This window comes from Dinghuibacter silviterrae, from assembly GCF_004366355.1.
Classification (GTDB): Bacteria; Bacteroidota; Bacteroidia; order Chitinophagales; family Chitinophagaceae; genus Dinghuibacter; species Dinghuibacter silviterrae.
The window spans coordinates 2134066-2156937 of the sequence record NZ_SODV01000001.1 but is presented as its reverse complement, the minus strand read 5'-3'; the positions used below and the strand labels follow the sequence as shown (position 1 = coordinate 2156937).

General features: G+C 55.5%; 23 protein-coding genes and 1 tRNA gene. 9 read left to right on the top strand and 15 right to left on the bottom strand.

The features are described 5' to 3' along the window. The first annotated feature begins 2 nt into the window (after positions 1–2). Complete coding sequence (locus EDB95_RS09640; RefSeq protein WP_133993035.1) at positions 3–725, top strand: RDD family protein; 723 nt, start codon at positions 3–5, stop codon at positions 723–725. Positions 726–732: 7 nt separating this feature from the next. On the opposite strand, the gene EDB95_RS09635 is transcribed toward EDB95_RS09640, so the two are convergent. Together EDB95_RS09635 and proS are read right to left on the bottom strand one after the other, a co-directional pair. Continuing rightward, positions 733–1179 carry a DUF5362 family protein gene (locus tag EDB95_RS09635; RefSeq protein ID WP_133993033.1) on the bottom strand — a complete coding sequence of 149 codons (447 nt, stop codon included), beginning with the start codon at positions 1177–1179 and terminating at the stop codon, positions 733–735. 13 nt (positions 1180–1192) lie between these two features. Next, positions 1193–2668, bottom strand: a complete 1476-nt coding sequence (gene proS, locus EDB95_RS09630; protein WP_133993031.1) for a proline--tRNA ligase — start codon at positions 2666–2668, stop codon at positions 1193–1195. A 98-nt stretch (positions 2669–2766) separates the two neighbouring features. On the opposite strand from proS, the gene EDB95_RS09625 reads away from it, so the two are divergent. From EDB95_RS09625 to EDB95_RS09615, 3 genes are read left to right on the top strand one after another with little or no spacing between them, the layout of a single operon-like run. Next, entirely contained in the window at positions 2767–3603 is an 837-nt protein-coding gene (locus EDB95_RS09625; protein WP_133993029.1) for a hypothetical protein, read from the top strand. Positions 3604–3637: 34 nt separating this feature from the next. Further along, positions 3638–5188, top strand: a complete 1551-nt coding sequence (locus tag EDB95_RS09620; RefSeq protein ID WP_133993027.1) for a hypothetical protein — start codon at positions 3638–3640, stop codon at positions 5186–5188. Between the two features lie 33 nt (positions 5189–5221). Next, complete coding sequence (locus EDB95_RS09615; protein ID WP_133993025.1) at positions 5222–5737, top strand: hypothetical protein; 516 nt, start codon at positions 5222–5224, stop codon at positions 5735–5737. Here the strand turns inward: EDB95_RS09615 and miaA are convergent. The 4 genes from miaA to EDB95_RS09595 form a co-directional block, all read right to left on the bottom strand. Beyond that, positions 5707–6606, bottom strand: coding sequence for a tRNA (adenosine(37)-N6)-dimethylallyltransferase MiaA (miaA, locus tag EDB95_RS09610; protein ID WP_246073575.1), 900 nt, complete (start codon positions 6604–6606; stop codon positions 5707–5709). The two genes, EDB95_RS09615 and miaA, sit on opposite strands and share 31 nt — an antisense overlap. 3 nt (positions 6607–6609) lie before the next feature. Further along, positions 6610–7176 carry an IS1096 element passenger TnpR family protein gene (locus tag EDB95_RS09605; protein WP_133993023.1) on the bottom strand — a complete coding sequence of 189 codons (567 nt, stop codon included), beginning with the start codon at positions 7174–7176 and terminating at the stop codon, positions 6610–6612. A gap of 96 nt (positions 7177–7272) precedes the next feature. Continuing rightward, positions 7273–8712 (bottom strand): CCA tRNA nucleotidyltransferase, encoded by a 1440-nt coding sequence (locus tag EDB95_RS09600; RefSeq protein ID WP_133993021.1) that lies wholly within the window; start codon positions 8710–8712, stop codon positions 7273–7275. Between the two features lie 64 nt (positions 8713–8776). Continuing rightward, entirely contained in the window at positions 8777–9346 is a 570-nt protein-coding gene (locus EDB95_RS09595) for an L-threonylcarbamoyladenylate synthase (RefSeq protein WP_133993019.1), read from the bottom strand. Positions 9347–9395: 49 nt separating this feature from the next. Here EDB95_RS09595 and EDB95_RS09590 point away from each other — a divergent pair, with 49 nt between their 5' ends. Next, positions 9396–10208: a 2,3,4,5-tetrahydropyridine-2,6-dicarboxylate N-succinyltransferase gene (locus EDB95_RS09590; protein ID WP_133993017.1), complete on the top strand. Its 813-nt coding sequence runs from the start codon at positions 9396–9398 to the stop codon at positions 10206–10208. A 48-nt stretch (positions 10209–10256) separates the two neighbouring features. Here the strand turns inward: EDB95_RS09590 and EDB95_RS09585 are convergent, their stop codons facing one another. Continuing rightward, entirely contained in the window at positions 10257–11246 is a 990-nt protein-coding gene (locus EDB95_RS09585; protein WP_133993015.1) for a glycosyltransferase family 9 protein, read from the bottom strand. Between the two features lie 80 nt (positions 11247–11326). On the opposite strand from EDB95_RS09585, the gene EDB95_RS09580 reads away from it, so the two are divergent. Beyond that, positions 11327–11408: transfer RNA gene (locus tag EDB95_RS09580), tRNA-Leu, on the top strand. Positions 11409–11557: 149 nt separating this feature from the next. On the opposite strand, the gene EDB95_RS09575 is transcribed toward EDB95_RS09580, so the two are convergent. Continuing rightward, positions 11558–12049 (bottom strand): GNAT family N-acetyltransferase, encoded by a 492-nt coding sequence (locus EDB95_RS09575; protein WP_133993013.1) that lies wholly within the window; start codon positions 12047–12049, stop codon positions 11558–11560. A gap of 45 nt (positions 12050–12094) precedes the next feature. Here EDB95_RS09575 and EDB95_RS09570 point away from each other — a divergent pair, with 45 nt between their 5' ends. Beyond that, positions 12095–12589, top strand: coding sequence for a hypothetical protein (locus EDB95_RS09570; protein WP_133993011.1), 495 nt, complete (start codon positions 12095–12097; stop codon positions 12587–12589). A 161-nt stretch (positions 12590–12750) separates the two neighbouring features. After that, positions 12751–13794 (top strand): Fic family protein, encoded by a 1044-nt coding sequence (locus tag EDB95_RS09565; protein WP_133993009.1) that lies wholly within the window; start codon positions 12751–12753, stop codon positions 13792–13794. A 6-nt stretch (positions 13795–13800) separates the two neighbouring features. On the opposite strand, the gene EDB95_RS09560 is transcribed toward EDB95_RS09565, so the two are convergent. Next, positions 13801–16770 carry a glycoside hydrolase family 2 protein gene (locus tag EDB95_RS09560; protein WP_133993007.1) on the bottom strand — a complete coding sequence of 990 codons (2970 nt, stop codon included), beginning with the start codon at positions 16768–16770 and terminating at the stop codon, positions 13801–13803. Between the two features lie 285 nt (positions 16771–17055). Here EDB95_RS09560 and EDB95_RS09555 point away from each other — a divergent pair, with 285 nt between their 5' ends. After that, complete coding sequence (locus tag EDB95_RS09555) at positions 17056–18129, top strand: lanthionine synthetase LanC family protein (RefSeq protein WP_133993005.1); 1074 nt, start codon at positions 17056–17058, stop codon at positions 18127–18129. 2 nt (positions 18130–18131) lie between these two features. On the opposite strand, the gene EDB95_RS09550 is transcribed toward EDB95_RS09555, so the two are convergent. Genes EDB95_RS09550 through EDB95_RS09525 form a run of 6 tightly spaced genes read right to left on the bottom strand, consistent with a single transcriptional unit; the run spans position 18132 to position 22851 of the window. After that, complete coding sequence (locus tag EDB95_RS09550; RefSeq protein WP_133993003.1) at positions 18132–19211, bottom strand: NHL repeat-containing protein; 1080 nt, start codon at positions 19209–19211, stop codon at positions 18132–18134. Between the two features lie 30 nt (positions 19212–19241). Next, positions 19242–20159: a pirin family protein gene (locus tag EDB95_RS09545; protein WP_133993001.1), complete on the bottom strand. Its 918-nt coding sequence runs from the start codon at positions 20157–20159 to the stop codon at positions 19242–19244. 14 nt (positions 20160–20173) lie between these two features. Continuing rightward, a complete protein-coding gene (locus EDB95_RS09540; protein ID WP_133992999.1) occupies positions 20174–20845 on the bottom strand; it encodes a response regulator transcription factor in 672 nt (223 codons plus the stop codon). Positions 20846–20862: 17 nt separating this feature from the next. Beyond that, entirely contained in the window at positions 20863–21618 is a 756-nt protein-coding gene (locus EDB95_RS09535) for a sensor histidine kinase (protein ID WP_133992997.1), read from the bottom strand. After that, complete coding sequence (locus EDB95_RS09530; protein WP_133992996.1) at positions 21588–22250, bottom strand: hypothetical protein; 663 nt, start codon at positions 22248–22250, stop codon at positions 21588–21590. Before EDB95_RS09530 ends, EDB95_RS09535 begins: the two co-directional genes overlap by 31 nt. After that, on the bottom strand, positions 22240–22851 hold the full coding sequence (locus EDB95_RS09525) for a hypothetical protein (protein WP_133992994.1): 612 nt from the start codon (positions 22849–22851) through the stop codon (positions 22240–22242). The genes EDB95_RS09530 and EDB95_RS09525 overlap by 11 nt, the downstream gene beginning before the upstream one ends. Between the last annotated feature and the right edge of the window lie 21 nt (positions 22852–22872).

The following is a 22872-nucleotide window of genomic DNA, read 5'->3' as shown; positions in this document are numbered from 1 at the left end:
ACATGAGCACTATCCGTATTCCAACGAGTTTCAACATCGACCTGGAATTTGACATACCGGAATTTCACCGGAGGCTGCTGGCCCTTTTCATCGACTGGAGCCTGATCTTCCTGTTTTGGTTACTGACCAAGGCCGTCACCGTGGCTGTCCTGGGAAGGTCCGACGACATGGACACGGTCATGATCGCCATGGAGATCGCCGGCATCCCGATCCTGTTGTATTTCCTTTTGTCGGAAATATGGATGAACGGACAAAGTCTGGGGAAAAAAATAATGCGTATCCGGGTCGTCAATATGAACGGCGGGAAGCCCAGCCTGGGCCAGTATTTTATCCGCTGGCTACTCCGGCCCGTGGACTTTGCAATCACCTTTTGCCTGGGGGGGTTGCTGTCGGTGATCTTCTCCAAATATTCCCAGCGTCTTGGGGACCTGGCCGCGGGAACCATCCTGATCAGCACCAATGCCCGGGCGGGTCTTGAAGAAACCGTGTTCATGGAATTGGCCCAGGACTATGTACCCCAGTTCCCGCAGGTGATGCGGCTGAGCGACCGGGACCTCAATACGATCCGCTCGCTCCTGGAACGGTCAAAAGGCAGCGACAACTTCCACATCACCGCCACCGCGGCGGAAAAGATCAAGGCCGTCCTGCACATCGACACCCCCCTGGAACCCTACGACTTCCTGGAGACCCTGCTCAAGGACTACAACTACATTTCCGTGCAGTAAACCGGGATCAGACCCCCGCCCCGCTGATCCCCAGCGTAAGGACGATGTAGACGATGGCCGCCACGATCAGGACGATCACGACGATCGCTATGATGCCAAGGAATTTGAAATACGACTTCAGCTTGGAAAAAGCCTCGGTCATGACGTCCTGGTTGTTGGACGCAATGGCGGCCCTTATACTCCTGGAATAATTGAACAGGTGCAGACAGGGTATGAACGAGAGCACCGCTATGATCAGGTAGGTCACGACAATCGTCAACCCGGTCTGTCCTGAGCCCAGGGAGGAGGCGGTCCCGATGACCAGTACCGTCACCATGCACAGCGCAATGAGGCCGCAAAAGATAAACCCGATAATGGCCAGGAACGTCCCCCATCTGGCGCTTTCTGCCAGGGCGGCTTCCGCGGCCGGGTCTATCTGTAGACTGAAAATGCTTTTTTGTTCTTCGTCCATCATATAAGGGAAAATATTAGTAGGCTCTGGCGAACAAGACCCTTTCGTGCGACGGCTTACCCGTCAGGATACAACGGCCTTCTTCCTGGGGATTGTCCAGGGGGATACAACGGATGGTGGCCTTTGTCAGTTCCTTGATCTTCTCCTCGGTTTCGGCTGTACCGTCCCAGTGGGCGGACACAAAACCACCTTTTTCATCCAATACCTTCTGGAAGGTATCGAAGTCGTCGACACGCGTGATGTGTTCCTCGCGGAAGGTCAGGGCGCGGTTATAGAGGTTTTGTTGGATTTCCTCCAGCAGGGATGCAATCCGTGCGGGCAGCCCTTCCAGCGGGAGGCTCACCTTAACCTTCGTATCCCGGCGGGCCACCTCGGCGACCCCGTTTTCCAGGTCACGTGCCCCCAGCGCGATGCGTACGGGAACCCCCTTCAATTCGTATTCAGCGAATTTCCAACCCGGACGGGCGTTGTCGCTGTCGTCGTATTTGACGCTGATCCCCGCGTCTTTCAACGCCTTCACCAGCGGAAGGATGCTTTCGTCCAGGGCCTTTTTCTGGTCATCCCCTTTATAGATGGGGACCACCACGACCTGCAGGGGCGCGATGCGGGGGGGCATGACCAGCCCGTCGTCGTCGCTGTGGGCCATCACCAGGGCCCCGATCATCCGGGTGCTGACGCCCCAGCTCGTCGCCCAGACATAGTCCAGCTTGTTCTCCTTCGAGAGGAACTGGACCTCGAACGCCTTGGCGAAATTCTGACCCAGGAAGTGCGAGGTTCCGGCCTGGAGGGCCTTGCCGTCCTGCATCAAGCCCTCGATACAGTACGTATCGACCGCCCCGGCGAAGCGTTCGCTGGGGCTTTTGGTGCCCTTGACCACCGGCAGGGCCATATAGTTCTCCACGAAATCGGCGTATACGTCCAGCATCAGCCGGGCTTCGGCCACCGCTTCCTGTTCCGTGGCGTGGGCCGTATGGCCTTCCTGCCAGAGGAATTCCGCGGTCCGGAGGAAAAGCCGGGTCCGCATTTCCCAACGGACCACGTTCGCCCATTGGTTGATGAGCAAGGGGAGATCCCGGTAGGACTGTATCCAGGTTTTGTAGGTATTCCAGATGATCGTTTCCGAGGTCGGGCGAACGATCAGCTCTTCTTCCAGCTTGGCCTCGGGGTCTACGATGACACCGCCGCCGTTGGGGTCGTTCTTGAGCCGGTAGTGGGTCACGACGGCGCATTCTTTGGCAAAACCCTCCACGTGGGCTGCCTCTTTGCTCAGAAAGCTTTTTGGGATAAAAAGGGGGAAGTAGGCGTTCTGGTGTCCTGTTTCCTTAAACTTACCGTCCAACACGCTCTGCATCCGTTCCCACAAGGCATAACCATAGGGTTTGATCACCATACAGCCCCGGACGGCAGAATAATCGGCCAGCCCCCCCTTGATGACGAGGTCATTGTACCATTGCGAATAGTCCTGGGAGCGCGCCGTAATTTCTTTACTCATACCGTTCTTAATAACTTTTAATAATACTTAGGCCTTTGGCCGGTGCAAACGTACATAAAATGTGTTAACTTCATAGTGGGATATCTAAACCCTTAACCATGAAACTGCGTTACTTAGCGCTCGCCGCTTCGATTGCTGTCTTCACCAGTTGTTCTTCCACCAGAAAGGCGCAGACAACCGACGATGTTTATTATTCCGACGGAACCGAAGAAAACAGCCAATCCAGCGGTGGATACGTAACCCGCGACGGACAAGACGATCGCGTGGCGCCCTATACGACGTACGGCGCCGCCAGCAATTATAACGATTACGCGTATTCGCCTTTCGATACATACATCGATCCTTACTGGGGGGCAGGCTTCGGCATGAGCCCCTGGTATAGCCCTTACAGCTATGGGATGTTTGGCATCGGCTTTGGCTTCGGATCGTTCTGCAGCCCGTTCTATAACCCCTACTTCTACCCCATGCCGTCCTACTACGGCGGTTTCTATTATCCTTACTATCCCGGCTTCGGCTATTACACGAAGACGTATGTCGCGTCTACGTCCGTGTACACCGGCGGCGCAAGGATCAACGTCCTGGCGTATAACACCCGGCACTTCAACAACGTGAACACGACCGTTCCTACAACGGGTGTGACCTCCCTTCCCCGGGCCGCCACGGTCTCCGGGCGTGTACCGACATCGCTGGCCGCGGGCAGCGCTTCCACCACCCGCTTTCAGCCGTACCAGCCCGCAAACGACCGTCTCGTGACCGGCAGGACCGCTCCGGCTTCCCGCCAGATCAGCCCCAACCGCCCGGTCAATACCAATACCCGGACCTATCAGCCGTCCTACAGACCCGCTAACAACGCCGTCTTTGGCCGGCCCGCCGGTGGCGGGTTTGGCGGCGGCGCCAGGATGGGCGGCGGAGGAGGCGGTTTTGGCCGCCACTAGTGGTTGCCTGTCTTAAGTCTTACTTCGTCTTGCCATGAAAACATACTTCACCTTGCTGTGCCTGGTGGCCGTGGCGTCTGTGCGCGCACAGGACCCCGCGGACATGCTCAGATACAGCTTTTACCCCACCTCCGGATCCGCCCGTAACGTGGCCATCGGGGGTGCCATGGGCTCCCTGGGCGGGGACATCAGCAGCCTTTTTATAAACCCCGCAGGACTGGGTATGTACAAGACCGGGGAATTCGTCCTCACCCCCGGCTGGGGACTCAACCACAACCACAACGACTACAGGGGGACCGCAGCGGCCTCCCAATTAAACAAATTCCAGTTGGGCACCTGCGGTTTCGTTTTCGGGCAATCCGCCTGGGATGCCTCCTCCCACTGGAAAGGACACGCCTGGAGCATCGCCCTCACCAAGCTCGCCGACTACAACAACCACAACGTCTACCAGGGGCTAAACACCTACAGCTCCTATTCCGAGCAATACGCCGAGGACGCTGCCCAGGACGGACGGACCATCGACCAGATCCTCAACGATCCCGGCAAGGCCTTCGGGACCTCCCTCGCACTGGATACCTACCTGGTAGACACCTTTTCGACCCCCTCCGGTTTGCAATACAGGGGGCTGCCCCAATTTCTCCTGGCCAAAAACATCCCCCTGCTCCAGCAAAAAACCGTCGACGCCGCCGGGGGGCTGTCGGAAGTCGCTATAGGTTACGGGACTTCGTATAAGGAAAAACTATACATCGGTATCAACGCGGGTATCCCCATTCTCTACTACAACGAGACCACCACCTTTACCGAATCCGCCTCAAAACCGGATCCCGCCGGCCAGTTCGTGTCCTCCACCCTCACCGAAACCCGGATCGTCAAGGGTGACGGGGTCTACGCCCGGGTCGGCGTGATCTACAAACCGGTCAGCGCCGTCCGCCTGGGTTTTGCCTTTACCACCCCCAGCCTGGTGGGGGTCACCGAAACCCGGTCGGATACCATGGTCACCAATACCGGGTCATACGCCGGGATCCGGACCGCCGGATCCACCACCTTCCTGGCGGGCGCGGACCCCTCGTTTAACTACAACCTCCACACCCCCTGGAGGGCCCTGGTAAGCGGCGCCTACGTGTTCCACGCCGTCCAGGACGTCCGCCAGCAGCGGGGCTTCCTGACCGCCGACCTGGAATACGTACGCTATACCAGCGGGTCCTATCATGTGCCCCCCAATACCGGCCAAAACGTCCCCTCCGGGTTTTATGACGGCCTGAACGGCGTCCTCAAAGGCCTCTACAGGGGCACCCTCAACCTGAAGGCCGGCGGGGAGCTCAAGCTCACTACCTATCTTTTCAGGCTGGGTTTTGCCCACTACGGCAACCCCTACCGTGACGTCTCCGACCTCAAAGCCGGGAAAAACGTCTTTAGCGGGGGTGTCGGCTACCGCAACTTTGGGATTTTTGCGGATCTCACGTATGCGTATTCTATCCAAAAAGAGGTCGATTTCCCTTATTTATTGGCGGATAAGGCGAATACGTTTGCCGATTTGACGGATCGCAGGGGGGAGATATTGCTCACCCTGGGGGTCAAGTTGTGAAAAAAAATAATATATTTGGTGTAATCCAATCTTATGCGAATCCTTTGCGCTGCCTTCGTGCTCCTTTTGTCCTGCGTTTGCGCCCTCCGGGTCTCCGCTCAAACCGCGCCCGACGACAAGGTCCGGGCCATCCAAACCGCTTATCAACAGATCGATCATGACACCGCCCTGCGGATCATCAGCATGACCGAACACGAATTTGCTGCCGACGAAGCGGGGAAAAGCGGTACCCTCAAGGGCTTTTTCAAGGGGGACTCCCTCTTTAAGATCATCCTCTCGGTGGGTCTGTCCTACGGAAAGATCAAGGAAAATTATTATTTCCGCGGAGGCCAGCTGGTCTATGTGTACGAAACCGAAAACGACAACGGAAAGCCGGGCGATGCCTTTGAAGGGCGCTATTTTTTCGAGGGGTATAAAACCTTGTCGGTGCTTTTAAAGGGCACCAAACGGGACGGCCCCGACGACAGCCATCATTCCCTGGAGCTATACCACAATGCCGGTTACTATGCCGGCATCCTTCAAAAGGAAGCCAGGCGCCGCCGTACATAAGCCTCGACCGCGTCCAGCGCGTCAGGAGCGAACCAGGCCACCTCCGGATCCCGTCTGAACCAGGTCAGCTGCCGCTTGGCATAGTTGCGCGTATGCTGCTGGATCAGGGCTACGGCTTCTGTCAGGGTTAGTGTTCCATCCAGGTAGTCAAACAACTCCGTATATCCTACCGTATGCAAAGCCTTTTGATTCCGGAAGGGCAACAATGCCTCGACCTCTCGCAACAGCCCCCTCTCCATCATCTGGTCCACCCGATGGTCGATCCGGGCGTATAATTCCGGCCGGGGCAGGTCCAGGCCGATGTGGACGACACGTTTGTCTGTTTGCTGTCCCCCTTTCTGGAAGTCCTTTATGGAGTTCCCCGTGGCTTCAACCACTTCCAGGGCCCGCATCAGGCGATGTGGGTTGTATCGGTCGCCGGTTTTGAACCATTCCGGGTCTTTCGTTTCGATTTCTTTTTGCAGCCATCCCAGGCCCCCGGCGGCATATCCCTCCCGGACCGCTTTGCGGATCCCTTCCGGGATAGCGGGAATCGGGTCCATGCCCTCCGTCAGCGCCTTGATGTACAGACCGGTGCCACCCACGACGAGGACCAGTTCCCGGCCTTCCATCGCGCGGTTTGCCTCTGCGACAAAAGTGGCCGCGTTGATGTGTTCCGTAATAGAATGGGTGGCTATAAAAAAGTGAGGAATGCGTTGCAGGTCTCCCGGAGCGGGTCTGGCGACCCCGATGTCCATCTCCCGGTAACACTGACGGGAATCCGCCGAAATAATGACCGTTTGCAACCGTTCCGCCAGCCCCAATGCCAGGTCCGTTTTACCGACACCGGTCGGACCGGCAATAACCACGATGGTGGGGATGCTATCCAATGTTTACAATTCCTCTCCGAACGTATCCGTTTGCTCCTCTTCCGTGCTTTCTTCTCCACTGCCGCCTTCTCCCTCTTCGCCAAAGCCCTCTTCGCCCTTGGTGAGGTCATACTTTTCCTCCACTTCCACAAACTTATCCCCCAGCAGGCTCCTGGTGCCGTATTGGTTCGGCGCCAGCCCCTCCGTGCGGATCACACCCGGATAGGCCTGTTTCTGGTTCTCGTCCTTGCTGACGTTGATGAGCTCTATGAGAAACGTCCAGTTCCGGTTAAAATCGTAGATATAGATGAACTTCTGGTTGGGATCCTTGATCTCCGTTCCGATGGGCGTCTGCTCCATGATCAGCGGTTCCTTCACGTAGACCTTGTCGTACTTTTCAAGCGTGATTTCCCGGCCCCGTTGCCAGTGGTCGTTGCTGCGGTAAAAAGTGGCCTTGTGCTTGTTGTCAAATTCAAAGGACTTCAATACAATATCGTTCAAATCCTTAAAGCTTTGACTGTGCTTGATCACCACGTCCCTGTATACCGCGTCATCCTCTTCCCAGTAAACACGAAATTTAAGTACCGCCATTAGTCCTCTAAGTTTGGATTATTACAACAAATTTAAAAGAATTAACCAAGTTTTTAGCACTTTTACAGTGCGGCCACGTCTCTTTAACGGCGCGGCTCAGGCCCCTTCTATAGGCCGACCCGGCACGGGCTCAAGATCGTGGTTTTTCGCAATCTTGAGCATCAAATCGTATGCCGCTGCGTACGTATTATCGATAACACCGTCCAGGATCGCCTCCCGTATGGCCGTTTTTATGTCCCCAACGATCTTTCCCGGGGGAAGTCCAAACGTGTCCATGATCACCTCCCCGGTAACCGGCGGCTGCCAGTTCCGGATCCGGTCCTTATCCTCCACCTCCTTCAGGCGTTCCTGGACAAGCTCGAAATTATCCAGGTAGCGCTTGACCTTTTGTTTGTTCTTGGACGTAATGTCCGCCTTGCAAAGCGTCATCAGGTCCTCCAGGTCTTCGCCCGCATCAAACAAAAGGCGCCGGATCGCCGAATCGGTAATATTCTCCTTGGTCAGGCTGATCGGCCGCAAGTGCAGCTCCACCAGCTTGCGCACGTAGCGCATTTCTTCGTGCTGGGGCAGCTTTAGCCGTCCAAAAATCCGGGGCACCATTTTCCCCCCCACCACTTCGTGCCCGTGAAATGTCCAGCCATGACCCTGTTCAAAGCGCTTTGTGGCCGGTTTCCCGATGTCGTGTAAAATGGCCGCCCAACGCAGCCAAAGGTTTTTCGTATGCACGGCAACGTTGTCCAGCACCTGTAGGGTATGGGTGAAATTATCCTTATGCCCTTTCCCGTCTATATATTCCGCCCCCGCCAAATCCACCATCTGCGGGAAAATCCGCTCCAGAAGCCCCGTCCGGTACAGGTATTCAAACCCCACCGACGGACGCTGACTGAGGATAATCTTATTCAATTCATCGGTGATCCGCTCTTGCGAAATGATCTTGATCCGGTCCGCGTGTGTCCGTATCCCTTCCAGGGTCGTTTCTTCGATCGCGTACCCCAGTTGGGACGCAAACCGCACCGCCCGCATCATCCGCAAAGGGTCGTCGCTAAAGGTCCCGCCCGGTTCTCTCGGCGTCCGGATCACCTGGAGCTCGATATCCCGGAGCCCGCCAAACGGATCGATGAGTTTTCCATAGTCGTCCCCGTTCAGGCTCACCGCCATTGCATTGATCGTAAAATCCCTCCGCCACTGATCGTCCTCCAGCGTCCCCGGCTCCACCTCCGGGTTCCTCGACTCCGACCGGTAGCTTTCTTTCCGCGCCCCCACGAACTCCAGCTCCATATCCTCCAGCTTCAGCTGCGCCGTCCCGAAGTTCTTAAAGAAGTTCACCTGCGGCTGCGGCCTCAACCGCTCCGCCACCTTATGCGCCAGCGCAATCCCGTCCCCTACGCACACAACGTCCACGTCCTTCGTCGGCCGCCCGATCAGCTTGTCCCGCACAAATCCCCCCACCACATACGCAGGCAGACCCAGGTCCGCGGCCGCGGCGGCTATTTTTTTGAAGATGAAAAGTTCCCTATCGTTACAAATAATATCCATTGCTTATCCTGCAAAATTAATAAATCCCCGCGGGGCTCGCCTTCGTTTTGTAGCGTGGCGCCCATCACGGCCGCAGCACTTCTACTTTGCCATCGCGCCCCCAGCGCACTACTGCGGACGGCACTTTTTTTTCCCTATCCTCTCTCCTGTATTTCACCACATAATCCACACCGGCGAGGACCTCCGGCGCAATCTCCTCGAACGACCCCGGGGCGGGCCGCCCAGAGATATTGGCGGACGTCGATACCAGCGGCTTGCGGAACCTTTTGACCAGGTGCCGGCAAAACGGCTCGTTCACGATCCGGATCCCCACCGACCCATCCTCCGCCAGCAGGTTTGGCGCCAGCCCGATCGCCCCCCCATACACCACCGTCGTCGGCTTCGACACCGTTTTCAGGTAGTCGAAGAGGCGAAGATCCACGCCCGCCGTGTATTTTAGCACATCTTTGACCTCCCCCACCAACACGATCATGCTTTTGCTTTCCGCCCTTTGCTTCAGGGCGTAAATCCGCGCCACCGCGGCCGCATTCGTCGCGTCGCAGCCGATCCCCCAGATCGTGTCCGTGGGGTAAACGATCAGCCCGCCCGCATTCAGCACCGCCAGGCACTGATCCACATCTTCCAGAAAGTCCATTGGCGCAAAAATATTTTAATCTAGGTTTGCAAAAAAATTACCACACGACATGGACCTGAAAGGAACGATCCAGGCGGCATGGGACAACCGCGAACTGCTCAAAGACAACACCTATTCCGACGCCGTCAGGGCCGTCATCGAGGACGTTGACAAAGGCCGGCTCCGTGTCGCCGAACCCGCGAACGGTACCTGGGTCGTCAACGAATGGGTCAAACAGGCCATCCTGATGTACTTCGCCATCCAGCCCATGGAGACCCACCACCTCCCTCCTTTCGAGTTCTATGACAAAATGAAGCTCAAGAGCGACTACAAACACATCGGCGTCCGGGCCGTACCCCACGCCGTTGCCCGTTACGGCGCCTACCTCGCCAAAAACGTCGTCCTCATGCCCAGCTATGTCAACATCGGCGCCTACGTCGACGAAGGCACCATGGTCGACACCTGGGCCACCGTCGGCAGTTGCGCCCAAATCGGCAAACACGTCCACCTCAGCGGCGGCGTCGGCATAGGCGGCGTCCTCGAACCCCTCCAGGCCAGCCCCGTGATCATCGAAGACAACTGTTTCCTGGGTTCCCGCTGCATCGTTGTCGAAGGCGTTATCGTCGAGCGCGAGGCCGTCCTCGGTGCCAACGTCGTCCTCACCAAATCCACCAAGATCATCGACGTCAGCGGCGACAACCCCGTTGAATACAAGGGCCGCGTCCCCGCCCGCAGCGTCGTCATCCCCGGTACCTATCCAAAGGTCTTCCCAGCGGGCACCTACCAGGTTCCCTGCGCCCTCATCATCGGCCAGCGCAAGGCGTCTACCGATACCAAGACCAGCTTGAATGAGGCGCTTCGCGATTTTAATGTGAGTGTGTAGGGCCGCGGCGCCCACTTTCGACCCACCGCGGCGCCCACCGTGGCGCCCCTAAAGGTCGCCTTTCAGTAGCGCCACCGGTATCGTGTACGCGCACTTGAAATGCCCCTTCGGGCAAGCCCTGTACCCGTGCAGCCCGCAAGGCCTGCAATCCAGTGCCTCCGGCGTTTCCACCACCCGGGACACATCCGAAAGCGGCCCAAACCCGAAATAAGGCACCGTCGAGCAATACACGGCCGTCACCGGCGCATTCATGGCCGACGCCAGGTGCATCGGCGCCGAATCATTGACGTAATTCATTCGTGCGTCCCGCATCAGTGCCGCAGACTGCAATAAGCTCAACTGGCCGCAAAGCGATACCGCGTTCGGGTGCCCCGCTTCTTGTAAGATGCCTTCGCATAATGCCTGGTCGCCCGGCGCCCCCAGCAGGTATATTTTTTGCCCCGCGTCTGTTGACTTGATCAACTCCACCCACTTCTCCCGCGCCAACTGCTTGGTAAACCAAACCGAGGCCGGGCTCATCGTGATATACGGGCCGTTTTTACGCGTCGCCACCTTTTGATAGTCTCCTTCGGAGGGATACAACTTCGGCCGCACCATCGCCCCGTCCGTCAACCCCTCGATCAAAGACAGGTTCCTTTCCACTTCGTGCTTATAGTGCTTCGGGTCCGTGCCGATCACGTGCGGCTTCTTTTCCTTAAAATACCGCGACAACGGATTCTTGTCAAACCCGATCGTATACGCCCCAGAAAACACCGTGATCAACCCCGAAGACGCAAACCGCTGCAAATTGATCACGTAGTCATACCGCCTTACCCGCACCTTCCGCATCATCCCCCACAGGTTCCGCATCTTATGCTCCTTCTTATTCCACACCAACACCTCGTCCAGCAGCGGATGATCTTTCAGCAACGACTCATTCCCCTTCCGCACCAGGAAATCGATCCTATCCTCTGGATAAAACGCCCTTAGTTTTTCGATCAAGGGCGTGGCCAACACCACATCTCCCAAGAAAGCCGTTTGTATGATCAGGAACCGCATAGTGCCCGCAAAAGTCCTAAAAATTTATTTCCCAAATCCCAAAAACCCGTATATTTGCACCCCGATCTACAAGATCACCTGCCCAGGTGGCGAAATTGGTAGACGCACTGTTTTCAGGTAGCAGCGCCGCGAGGTGTGCTGGTTCGAATCCAGTCCTGGGCACATCACGTTAGACCCCTCAGCTAAAGCTGAGGGGTTTTTTCGTTCATGCGCGTCCGCGAGCAAGCTCGCTACCGCTCATGAATGAAAAAACCTAGCGCCGAAGGCGCGAGGGGCCGGTGCGATGAAGCCCCCCCGCAGGACGTATTGGATCACCGAAGCCGCGAAGCGGCGGAGGTAATCCAGTCCCCCGGAAGCGCCATACAATGGCTCACCTTATACTCCCTGGTTCTTTCAAACCCCAATTTTTCGTAAAACACCGAAGCCGCCGGATCATCCGTGAATAGGCGCAATACGGTAAAGTTTTGGCGAGCCTCCTCCATTATTTTATTCATTATTATAGTCGCACAACCCGCCCGGCGCTGATCCTTCCGAACATACAGGTGCCGCACCCGGCCCACCTTTGGTGTGAGGCTATAAGGATCTATATTCAGGCCGCCGACACCGACCAGGTCCTTTCCTGTGAACAATCCCCATAACTTTTCACCCGGCTTATCAAACTTGTTCGCACCGCTATACCAATCATCGATTGTTCTTTGTAAAAAAAGATAACCATCACGTGTCGATTCCCAGATCAGGGAATGTAATTCTCCAACATTTCCGTCTGTAATGGGCATCAGTTCGGGTTCATGTTCCAATGGCATATTCAAATTTAAAGCTTAAATTCAGCTGCATAAAGAATACACGTTATGCCAGAGCAATGGAATAACTTTTTTGTGATGGTCGGCGGCGGCGCCGCAGCTCTTGCCGGTCTGATTTTCGTCGCGATGTCGATCAATCACGAAATCATTATCCGAAACACCACGCATAAAAACCGGGCGATAAACATGCTGACGGGCTTCACGGCCATTTTCATGGCCAGCTGTTTTGCGCTTATAGGGGATCAATATCTTTGGGCGCTCGGCGTTGAGTGGCTTATGCTCTGGCTCATCGCCACTGTCATCTTCATCAGAGGCTATGTTATAGCCATCAGGTCGGGCATGAGTTCCATTGGATTAAACTTGCCGCGACTTTCCGGTGGCACCATATGTTACATCGCTGAAGTGATAGGCGCGATTTTCCTTATCCTCGGATATAGCTCGGGGTTTTTCATCGCAGCGATCGGTATCATTGTTTTATTCGCGTTTCTCATTTCGGGAGCCTGGCTCCTGATGATCGGCATTTACGAAGATCGTACGAAGTGATGACTAGTGCGATGCAGCATTGGCAATCGCAACAGTTGGGCTCGGAGCCATCAGGCGAAGATTTTTCAGCAGTTGCTTTGCTGTTTTCCTCTCATTTCCTAGTGGTTTCCCTTTCAAAATGAGAGGAAAAAAGCCTATTTTTGAGAGGAAAGGAATAATCTATGGAATTAAGTGCCCGAAAACGGCAAATACTTGACTGGATATTAGAAAATCCCGAAGCCGGGATCGCTGATATTTTAAAACATCTACCGGATCAACCGCCCGTCTCGACAGTCAACAGAGACCTCAAGTCATTGGTAGACAACCATTTATTATTAAGAACTGGCCAAGGGCGCGCGACGGTTTACATGGTAGCTCCGGCATACCGCTTTATTTACGGAAACGTTGGCGACTCTTATTTCGACAAAGACATCGATGAACGCAAGGGAAACAAGAGAATTGATCCCGAAGTATTCACTTACTTAGAAAAGGTAGACATATTTACAAAGGGAGAATTAGATCAACTGAATGCTCTTCAAAGGGATTTCCGTGAGCGCATCCGGACCCTGCCACAAGATATCATAAGAAAGGAAAGAAACCGTCTTACGATAGAGCTCAGTTGGAAGTCATCCCAAATCGAAGGAAACACTTATAGCCTGCTGGAAACAGAAGTTCTTCTGTCTGAAAATGTTCCTGCTGAAGGAAAAGCCAAGGATGAGGCCACCATGTTGCTCAATCACAAAACAGCGTTGGACTACATTTACGAAGGAAGACTCGTATTAAACCCATTACGTACAAGCGCCATCGAGAATATTCATTCCCTATTGATTGCAGACCTCGGAGTAAGCAAAAACATTCGTAAACGGATTGTCGGAATAACAGGAACGAGCTATACACCCCCGGAGAACGAATTCCAGATCCGTGAATACCTGGACCGGGCTTGTGAAATAATCAATCTACGTTCCTCCATTTTTGAAAAGGCATTGTTAGCCGTGTTATTCATTTCCTATATCCAACCATTTGAGGATGGAAATAAAAGGACCGGTCGCATTACCAGCAACGGGATTTTGATTGAAAATGGCTTTTGTCCGTTGTCTTATCGCAGCGTTAAGCCTGTGGACTATAAAAAGGCAATGATACTTTTCTATGAACAGAATAATCTGTCAGCTTATAAAAAGCTGTTTGTTGAGCAGTATACGTTTGCGGTGAATAATTATTTCAGATAAAGTCACTTACGGCTTGTCAAACGACGAATCCAACACCTTCAAAAACTCAGGCTGGTTGCACGTCAACCTCGCCTGAAGGTCTCCCTTAACAACAAAGTGGTTCCACCCTTGGTGCAGTCGCAGCGCTTTGGCCACGCCTTTGCCCTTGAGCACAAGCACATCATTCAGCCGTACTTCACCCGCATGATCCGCTTCGAGGTTCACTACGGGGATATTCGGTTCGCTGAGCAGGTCATCCAACGAGCGCGGACTCAATACCCAGAATTCGGTCGCTTCGCCGATGGCCAGCGCCCCGCCCGGCAGCAGGGGTCTTCCTGTCGTACCGGTGTCGTTCGGATGCACTCCCAGGTTGGCGAGCAGCATCCGCACCGCCTTCGCGGCTTTCTCTCCCCTTGGGGCGACGGGCAGGGTGCTGACCACCAGCCTGCCGTTGCCCATCGGCCCTTCGATGAGTACGGCGCCGGGCGGCTTGGCTTCGAGCTCGGATCGCAGCACCATGGCGGTCTTGGCATATTCGGGCTGTTTGTTCCACTGTAGCCAGTCCGTCCCGCATGCCTGTAACAAGACCCGGCTTTGCCCGGCCAGGCCGAGCGTATAGTCGACGATCTCCGGCGGCTGCAGCTCCGAGAAATAAAGATCGGCGGCCGTCAATCCGGCGGTAATACGATCCTGACCCACGGGCAACAGCGAAGAAGCTTTCCGCGCATAGAGCGTCAATTTAACCCGCAGCAGCTCGTTTAAAGTGGCAAGCGTTTCGGGGCGCACACCCCATACGACGACCGTTCCCCCGGCGGACGCCACGCGATGAACGTCGGCGGAGGAGGGCAAATGCGCGGCGGACGGCAAGGACGGCAGATGCCCAGCGTCGATAAACAGTGCCTCCCCGGCGGGCGCAACACGTGGCTTGGCCGCTGCTACTGGTGTATCCGCCCTCCATCTTCCAAAATTTGCCCCGGTGGCGGCATCCCGGATGGCATCGAACAAGGGCCAGGTGCGATACACCGGCAAGCGCGGGTCGTAGCCGGGATTCAGCGTGGTACAGTAGGGACCCAGGCGCTCGGGTTGTACTCCCGGTTCACCCTCTTTAAAATGGGTAAAATAAACCCCGTCTTCCAGTTGAGGGGGCCGCGTGGTGTCCTTCATGCCCAATGGGAGTGGCCGAAGCCCGTACCACACCATATTGAACACGCTTTGATAAATGGCGTTGCGTTCCTTTTGGGCGATCAGCGACCGGTAGGACGAAGCGGCCACGCCCTCCATCCGCCCTTCGAAGGATGCGTAGGCGCGCAGGCCATCGGTTTGGGCCACCTGCTCGGGTGTGCCGTAATAGGCATTGCCGGCCTCCCCTACGCCCCAGGGTTTGCCGTTTTTCTGCGCCCGGTTCATGGCGTCCAGGCCGCCGTAGTGGACAACATATACAGGGAAGCGTCCCTGGCCGTCCTCTTCACCATCGGCGGAAATCCAGGTACGGGTCGGATCGAGCTGGCGGCAGATGGCCAACCATTCCCCGTCATAAGTCAGGAGGGTATCCGCCATACCGGGTGGATTATGGAAAACATTCTTCACGACGGGCATGACCTCGTTGGACACGCTCCAGCCGAAGACCGATGGATGGTTGCGGTCGCGCAGGATCAGGCCGGATAAATGCGCTTTGGTATCCTGCCAATACAGGGGATCGTCGAGCTTTGGCCCGCCGTCGCTGGCCCAGATGGCGGTTTCGTCGAGCACCAGGATGCCTAGCTCGTCGGCGATGTCGAGGTAAAACGAAGGATACGGTTCCGCGTGCAGGCGTACGGCATTCAAACCCGCGTCACGCATGGCCTGGTACCACGCGCTTGCATAGCGGGGCGTCATTTGCGGTATGCCGAGAAAATGCCAGGAATCCCCGCGCAGGACGATGGGTTTTCCATTCAACAACACTTGGGTGCCCTGGAGGCTTACCTGTCTCCAACCAAAACGGGTATATTTTTTGTCGACGGGACGACCATTTGACCGCACTTCTATGCCAAGGGTATACAGCCGGGGGCTATCCGGCGACCAGTATGCTAACCGTCCCCTGACGGCTGCCGATAGCACTATCTTTTTTTCCCCATGCGCCGGAACCACGGCAGTGAAACCAGGTATCGACAGTGCATTCTCCCCGGAGGCCTCCCAGGGCGACACCGTGGCTTCCAGCGACAGGTCCGCTTCTTGGTCCCCCGCATTGACCAGCGTCAGCACAGCTTCCAGCGTGTCGGCATCCACGCGGGGCTGGACAAACACGTCTTCGACATGGGTAACGGGCAGGGCCTTTACAAATACATCCTGCCAGATCCCGGCAATATGCTGCCCCCAAAACGACCCGGCCTGATACGTGCGGCGTCCGTAGGGTCCGCGGCGATCGAACAACGACGCCTTGCGAACGCCCACCAGCAGTTCGTTGTCCATCCCCGGCCGGGCAACGCCGGTAATGTCTATATCAAAAGGCAGGAAAATGCCAAAGTGGCTCCCCACGGTTTTACCGTTCACGATAACTTCCGCGTCGCCGGCCACGGCTTCAAAGTGCAACAGGATGCGCCGCCCGTGCCAACCCGCCGGTAACGTAAAGGTCTTCCTGAGCCAGCCCATTTTGCAGGTTTCCCATTCCCTTGGGTAGCTGGGATAGCTGCGAAAATCACCGCCCTGCCCGTCTTTATAAGCAAAGCTGTTTACATTCCAGGGCGAAGGGATGCGAATGGGGGTCTCGCTCCATACGGCCTTATCAGCCGGATCAAGGGCGGGCGCGGCGTCATACCCCTCCTTAAACCCGGCGGGCAGGCGCTCCGGGGCGAACTGCCAAAGGCCATCGAGACAGATATTGTCCCTGAAAGGCTGCTCCGCCTGCCGCAGTTGCTCCGCCGCACCGGCAGGAGCAAAAACACCCGCATACTCCGTACGTTGCGCCGTTGCGGTAAACGAGGCCATCAACAAACCCAGATAAGCTATTGTTTTGCGCATACCCGGTAAAACTATAACTACAACGATAATAATGCATTAATAAAGCATTAACACATCGATTCTTCTCATGTTCCCTACGCCGATGGGTGGAAACCCGCACTTATTGAGAAAAAGACGCAGTTATATAATACCCCTTCCCATCCCTTTCCCATATCCTAGATTTAGTTCAAATTGCTAAACAATCGAAAAAAAATCAGATACAGCTGCGTCCCCGCGGTATCCGGCCCATCCGGGGAGGTGGCGTCATAATACTTACGCCATGAAAACGATGTGCCTGTTCCTTTTATGACGGATATCAGGGAACGAGCAGAAAAAGCACTCAGAAAAATCTATGCCGAACTGGAGGCGGAGGGGCCCGATGGTCTCCCCGCCCTCATGTCCGGCCGTGCAGGCAAGGCCTTGTTTAAATTTCACTACCTGAAATATCAGGGTGCTTCTGACATCACAAAGCGGCTGGGAAAAGAGGTGCATCTCATAGCCGAAGCCGCAGCAACCTATCCCAACCGGACATTCTGCTCAGGGACGTCAGGAATACGGTGGTTTTACCGGTTCCTGGCGGACCGGCAGATGCTGGAGGACCCGCAACTGGGGGGCTTCCTTCCGGAGGAAGCGTTGGAGATGTTGGAAAAGGGCAATTACGACTTCCTTCATGGGGCGATCGGGCTGGCCCATGCGTTTCTACTGGACGCCAAAAGGCCGCCAGAATCATTCTTTCTGCGATTCTTAGCATCCCTTAAAAAGCAAAGAACCTCGGACCTTAGTCTGGCGCACGGCCTGGCCAGTATCCTCAAATTCTGCCTGGAATGTTACAACGCGGGCCTCTGCCGGATGGAAGCCGGAGAAATGGCCTGGGATCTGATCCAGTACCTGCTGGATCATGTGAATGAAGACACGGAGCTGAGCTACTTCCCCGGTGCCAGGCTGGCCTGGTGTAATGGCGACCTGGGCATCGGGTACGTGCTGTACCAGGCGGGGATGACTTTTGGCGACCCGATGCTGATCGATTTTGCCATGGGCGTACTCCGTCATGCGGCCGGGCGGCGGGGTTACCGGCGCACCCGTGTCTCGGATGGGGCCCTTTGCCATGGGGCCGCCGGGGTCGCGCATATATTCGGCAAGATCGCGCATAAGACCGGGGACTCTTTATTCAGGGAAGCCGCGGACTACTGGATCGAGATGACCCTTGCCTGGGGCTTTCACCTGGATGTCCGCTCCGGGTACAAAAAGTATAACCCCGCGACCCAAATGTTTGAACCCGATACCAGTTTGCTCGAAGGGAGCGCCGGTATCGGGCTGGTACTATTGAGTTATATCACCGGGGATTTCGGCTGGGACGCCTGTCTCCTCCTCAATGATTAAGGCTATTGCTGTGTCAGCTTTCGGATATTGGCGTTGACCAGGTCGGAGACATAGACGTCTCCGTTGCCGTCTACCGCCACCCCGGAAGGGCTTTGGAAAAGGGCAATGTTGCCCGGCCCATCCGTCGTTCCCTGGTTTTCGTTGCTACCGGCGATGGTCGTGACCAACCCGGCCGGAGAGACTTTACGGACGGTGGCATTGGATGCATCGGTCACGTATAAATAACCATTGCGGTCTGCCGCTATCATATAAGGCAGCCCAAAAGTAGCCGCCGTACCCATGCCGTCGGTGGTATCCGATACGCCGATATTACCGGCGAGGGTGCTGACCGCGCCGGCCGGCGTAATCTTACGGATCAGGTAGTCGCCATCATCCGTTACATACACATTACCGCTGCCGTCCACACAAAGCCCGGTGGGCAGGTCAAAGCTGGCGGCTGTGCCGGTACCACCGGCAGAGCCGGAGGAACCGCTACCCGCAAAGGTCGTCACCAAGCCGGCAGGCGTGATCTTTCGGATCTTAAAACCTTTTCGATCTGCCACATACACATTGCCGCTGCCGTCCACCCCAATACCGTCAGGCTGGATAAAGCTGGCCGCGGTGTCGGCACCATCCACGGACGCGGCTTTACCGTTACCGGCGAGGGTACTGACGACGCCGGCAGGCGTGATCTTACGGATTTTATGATTGTTCTGATCGGACACATAAAGATTGCCTTGTTGATCAATGGCGATGCCGACGGGTCCATTGAAACTGGCGGCCGTATCGTTGCCATCTGCCGCGCCCGGCGATCCACTCCCGGCGAAAGTGGTGACGACACCGGCCGGGGTGACCTTTCGGATTTCACAATTGAAATAGTCCGCCACATACACGTTACCGCTGTTGTCGACGGCCACGCCGAGAGGATTGTCAAACTTTGCAGCGGTACCGGTACCATTGGCCAATCCGGTGGTGCCGCCGGCTAAAGTACTGACTACATACGAGTTGGATTCTGTGAGCGCAGAAGATCCGGATTTCTTACAGGAGAAGGAAAGGGCACAAGCCGCAAGGCTGAGTACGAATTGGGTTTTTCTAAGTGTCATATTGTACAGAATAAAAGAGTCGCGAATATACTAAGAAAGCGGATTCGCCGCGGGCGCGCTACCCGCGGGCCGGGATTTATCTTCCGGCAGCGGTATAAACTCATGGTTATCGTTGGGCGGTAGCAGGATCCGGCCCTGACGCCAGTCTTCTTTTGCCTGCTCGATGCGCTCCTTTCGGGAAGAGACGAAATTCCACCAGATAAAACGCTCCCCCAGGGGTTCTCCGCCCAGGAGCATTAAAACGGTATGTTCGAGCGCCCGGATCATGGGGTCGGGGCCAGCGCCAAAAACCAACATTTGCCCGGAATGGTAAGCCACACCGGCTACTTCCACGCTACCCTTGGCAAGATAAATACCGCGTTCGGAATACCCGGTGGGCAGGCCGAAGGTCGCACCGGCGTCGAGCACCACGTGGAGATAAAACAAGGGGGAGTTTGTATGAACCTGCCCGCCCAAACCATAGGCATCACCGGCGATCAACCGCATCCAGACCCCCTTGTCGGTATACACGGGGAGTTGTTCAGGGGTATAGTTGACAAAAGTGGGCGCCGACTCTTCGTCCTTTTCGGGCAGCGCCACCCAGGTTTGGATCATCTCCAGCCCGCCGCCGGCCAGTACCGCCGGGTCTTCAAAGCGCTCCGAGTGGGCGATGCCACGCCCTGCCGTCATCCAGTTTACTTCCCCGGGGCGGATCACCTGCTCAACGCCCAGGCTGTCGCGGTGGGTTACCTTTCCGCTAAAGAGGTAGCTGACCGTCGAAAGACCGATGTGCGGGTGCGGCAGCACATCCATCGAAGCCGTCACCCCGGTCATGGCGGGTACCGGGCCTGCATGATCCAAAAAAATAAAGGGCCCTACCATTCGCCGGAGACGGAAGGGTAAAATGCGCTGCACCTTCATGAGCGGGCTGATGGCGGCCTCACGGGCGTCGATAACGAGGTCGATCATACCGTAAATTACGACTATACCAGATTCACCAGGTCGTTTTTTACCGCAAAAAGGACAAGCCCCGCCACGTTTTTCGAGCCGGTTTTCAGCAATAAGTTGTTCCGGTGACCATTGACTGTTTTGACGCTGATAAAGAGTCTTTTGCCGATTTCCTCGGCGGTGAGCTGCTGACAGGTCAGTTGCAGGATCTCCAGCTCCCTTCGCGAGAGCTTGACGAGCAGTTTTCTGGTTTTTGCCTTCCGGCCCATGGTGTTCTGAAGGGCGCTCAACGTCCGGGCATTGACATAAGATCCCTTGGTATATACGGACAGGATCGCCTCATAGACCTCCTCCGGGTCGGCATCTTTGACGAGGTAGCCATGGGCACCGTGCTTGATCAGCTCCGAGATGAAGTTCTCGTCGTCGTGAACGGATAGGATCAGTATCCGGATGGCGGGAAAGTGCTCCAGCAAAGCCAGGGTGACGTGCAACCCGGTATATTCTTTTTTGAGCTGAGGAGGCAGCGACAAATCGACCAGCATCACATCGGGCACCACCGGGCTTTGTTTCAACCGGTCGATCACCGAGAAGCCATCCGGGCTTTCGAATACGACGGTAAAACAATCCCAGTTTTTCAGGAGCGCCTTGATGCCTTCCCGGAAAAGGGACTGGTCTTCCACGATCCCCAGCTTGATTTTCCCTTCCATAGGTTCACTTTTTTTGATCACACCGGAATTTCAATAACCGCTTTAAATCCAGGGGCCACCAGGATGTAACAGGTGCCTTTCATGGCATTCACGCGAGCTTCTATATTTTTGAAACCCATGCCCGCCCGCTGCCTGTCCCCCGGGCCCAGGCCCCTGCCGTTATCCATATAGGTCACGTACAGGGTTTCTTTGACAACCGCCAGCTCGATACAGATCTCCGTTGCCCCAGCGTGTTTTACCGTGTTGGCGATCCACTCCATGATGATCCGGTACAAACCAAGGGTGGTCATCCATTCCAGCACAGGGAGCGGGCTTTTTTGCTCGAACGATATCTGGATATGCCCGGCCTTGTTCATCGTCTCCGCAATGGAGGACAGCGTCTTGACCAGACCGAACGCCTCCAACTGGGGCGGCATCAACTGATGGCTGATGGTTCTGACCGTTTGAAGCCCCGTCTCGGAAAGACCGACCAGCTTTTGAAGCGCCTCGATCTTTTCCGGAGAAGGCTCCTTTTTCAGCAACAGCAACAAGTTCATCCGGGTAATGGAGAATACCGCACCCAATTCGTCGTGCATATCCGCTGCAATCCGCTTCCGCTCGGCTTCCTGTACCTCGATGCTGTTGCTCAGCAGTTCCTCCTGCTGTCTGGCCTTTATGGCGGCGTTGTCGAGTTCCTTTTGGTAGAGGTTCTTCTGGAAATTCTGGTAGAGCAAAACGACACCCACCGCGATAATGAACAGCACTATGGAAAACGGGACGATAACTGCTTCCATAATCCGACGATAAAACAACTGTACATGACCATGGACGAAATAGAATGCATCATCCAGGCATGCATATTGAATTTGAGACTATAAAATTTGAGCATATAGTTCGACAGGTAAAAAATCAGCAACGTGGATGTATAATAAACCAGCAGGCCCGAATTGATCCAGCCGACGGCGTTCAGGTTGGACTTTGTCACCAGCGAAACCCTGCTTTTGCTCAGCGATACAAAGAAGGTAAATAAAGTGATGATGATGATCAGGATGGACTCGACGGTCAGCGCATACGAATTGAACGTATGGATATTTTGAAAAAAAAGGGTATTGATGATGGAAAAGAAAGTAAATAAAAGCGCCAGCCCGCTAAAAACCCCTTTTGTAACCGCTCCGCCCAAAAGCGCCCGGTAAAAGGCCACCAACAGGACAAATCCCACCGGGGTGTATATATGCAGCAATACCATGTTGTTGTGATGCCGCAAAGCCATGATCATGGCCAAAGCCTGGATGGCTGCGGAGAAAAGAACAAATCCACAAAAGATCCTAAGCGCAGTGTCCGCCTTCCGGTATAAAGCGGCAGCGGCAACAGCCGCCACCGCCACCGGAAGGTCCGATACCACCAGGAAGATCATATCACTGCTCATGCGACTGATTACAAGCGGGTGGACAAGGCGTATTCAGGTCCGCGACAAACGCGGTCGTGTCATTGTTCCTCCGCTTACCGGCCCCACAATTAAAAGGAATCGCCCTATGAAAGATTTTCCCCGTGCTGTCGAAATAATAAGCCGTACCCGGGTCGGTGATGTTTCCAGAGCTGTCAAACTTTACGTGTTTAACCGGTTGAAAAAAGACCCTCAGTTTACTCGTCACCGTATCGTAACCAACCGAGATGCGCATAAACCGGGCGACCGTATCCTTTCCAAACTTAATCTTGTCCCCCACCAGCGCGACCGTTGCGGAATCCAATCCCATCGACAATAGCACGTCCCGCGTACGAATGGTACAAAAATCGAAAATGGAATCCCGTACTTCCGGATGCCGTGCCCTAAAGCCATTATAGTAACACATCCAGGCATTGGCAGAGTCATAGGGTTTGAGGAGCTGGCTCAACGGAATACTGTCCCCGTATTCCAGGTGTTTCGGCTCCGAATTCCCGGCGGAAGGGCGGCAGCCGTTGGTACAAGCAAGGGCCGCCACAAAAGCGAATGCGGCGGCCCTCCACAAAAGTTTGAATGATGTTTTCATAAGCGACAAATTATATCGCTT

What these genes read in the sequence shown, in the direction of transcription:
- EDB95_RS09590 (WP_133993017.1), top strand. Translation starts at nt 9,396, where the DNA reads ATGGACCTGAAAGGAACGATCCAGGCGGCATGGGACAACCGCGAACTG.
- EDB95_RS09545 (WP_133993001.1), bottom strand. Translation starts at nt 20,159, where the DNA reads ATGATCGACCTCGTTATCGACGCCCGTGAGGCCGCCATCAGCCCGCTC.
- EDB95_RS09620 (WP_133993027.1), top strand. Translation starts at nt 3,638, where the DNA reads ATGAAAACATACTTCACCTTGCTGTGCCTGGTGGCCGTGGCGTCTGTG.
- EDB95_RS09605 (WP_133993023.1), bottom strand. Translation starts at nt 7,176, where the DNA reads ATGGCGGTACTTAAATTTCGTGTTTACTGGGAAGAGGATGACGCGGTA.
- EDB95_RS09575 (WP_133993013.1), bottom strand. Translation starts at nt 12,049, where the DNA reads ATGCCATTGGAACATGAACCCGAACTGATGCCCATTACAGACGGAAAT.
- EDB95_RS09540 (WP_133992999.1), bottom strand. Translation starts at nt 20,845, where the DNA reads ATGGAAGGGAAAATCAAGCTGGGGATCGTGGAAGACCAGTCCCTTTTC.
- EDB95_RS09585 (WP_133993015.1), bottom strand. Translation starts at nt 11,246, where the DNA reads ATGCGGTTCCTGATCATACAAACGGCTTTCTTGGGAGATGTGGTGTTG.
- EDB95_RS09565 (WP_133993009.1), top strand. Translation starts at nt 12,751, where the DNA reads ATGGAATTAAGTGCCCGAAAACGGCAAATACTTGACTGGATATTAGAA.
- EDB95_RS09555 (WP_133993005.1), top strand. Translation starts at nt 17,056, where the DNA reads ATGACGGATATCAGGGAACGAGCAGAAAAAGCACTCAGAAAAATCTAT.
- EDB95_RS09635 (WP_133993033.1), bottom strand. Translation starts at nt 1,179, where the DNA reads ATGATGGACGAAGAACAAAAAAGCATTTTCAGTCTACAGATAGACCCG.
- EDB95_RS09535 (WP_133992997.1), bottom strand. Translation starts at nt 21,618, where the DNA reads ATGGAAGCAGTTATCGTCCCGTTTTCCATAGTGCTGTTCATTATCGCG.
- EDB95_RS09570 (WP_133993011.1), top strand. Translation starts at nt 12,095, where the DNA reads ATGCCAGAGCAATGGAATAACTTTTTTGTGATGGTCGGCGGCGGCGCC.
- EDB95_RS09550 (WP_133993003.1), bottom strand. Translation starts at nt 19,211, where the DNA reads ATGACACTTAGAAAAACCCAATTCGTACTCAGCCTTGCGGCTTGTGCC.
- EDB95_RS09595 (WP_133993019.1), bottom strand. Translation starts at nt 9,346, where the DNA reads ATGGACTTTCTGGAAGATGTGGATCAGTGCCTGGCGGTGCTGAATGCG.
- proS (WP_133993031.1), bottom strand. Translation starts at nt 2,668, where the DNA reads ATGAGTAAAGAAATTACGGCGCGCTCCCAGGACTATTCGCAATGGTAC.
- EDB95_RS09530 (WP_133992996.1), bottom strand. Translation starts at nt 22,250, where the DNA reads ATGAGCAGTGATATGATCTTCCTGGTGGTATCGGACCTTCCGGTGGCG.
- EDB95_RS09625 (WP_133993029.1), top strand. Translation starts at nt 2,767, where the DNA reads ATGAAACTGCGTTACTTAGCGCTCGCCGCTTCGATTGCTGTCTTCACC.
- EDB95_RS09525 (WP_133992994.1), bottom strand. Translation starts at nt 22,851, where the DNA reads ATGAAAACATCATTCAAACTTTTGTGGAGGGCCGCCGCATTCGCTTTT.
- EDB95_RS09640 (WP_133993035.1), top strand. Translation starts at nt 3, where the DNA reads ATGAGCACTATCCGTATTCCAACGAGTTTCAACATCGACCTGGAATTT.
- EDB95_RS09600 (WP_133993021.1), bottom strand. Translation starts at nt 8,712, where the DNA reads ATGGATATTATTTGTAACGATAGGGAACTTTTCATCTTCAAAAAAATA.
- EDB95_RS09560 (WP_133993007.1), bottom strand. Translation starts at nt 16,770, where the DNA reads ATGCGCAAAACAATAGCTTATCTGGGTTTGTTGATGGCCTCGTTTACC.
- EDB95_RS09615 (WP_133993025.1), top strand. Translation starts at nt 5,222, where the DNA reads ATGCGAATCCTTTGCGCTGCCTTCGTGCTCCTTTTGTCCTGCGTTTGC.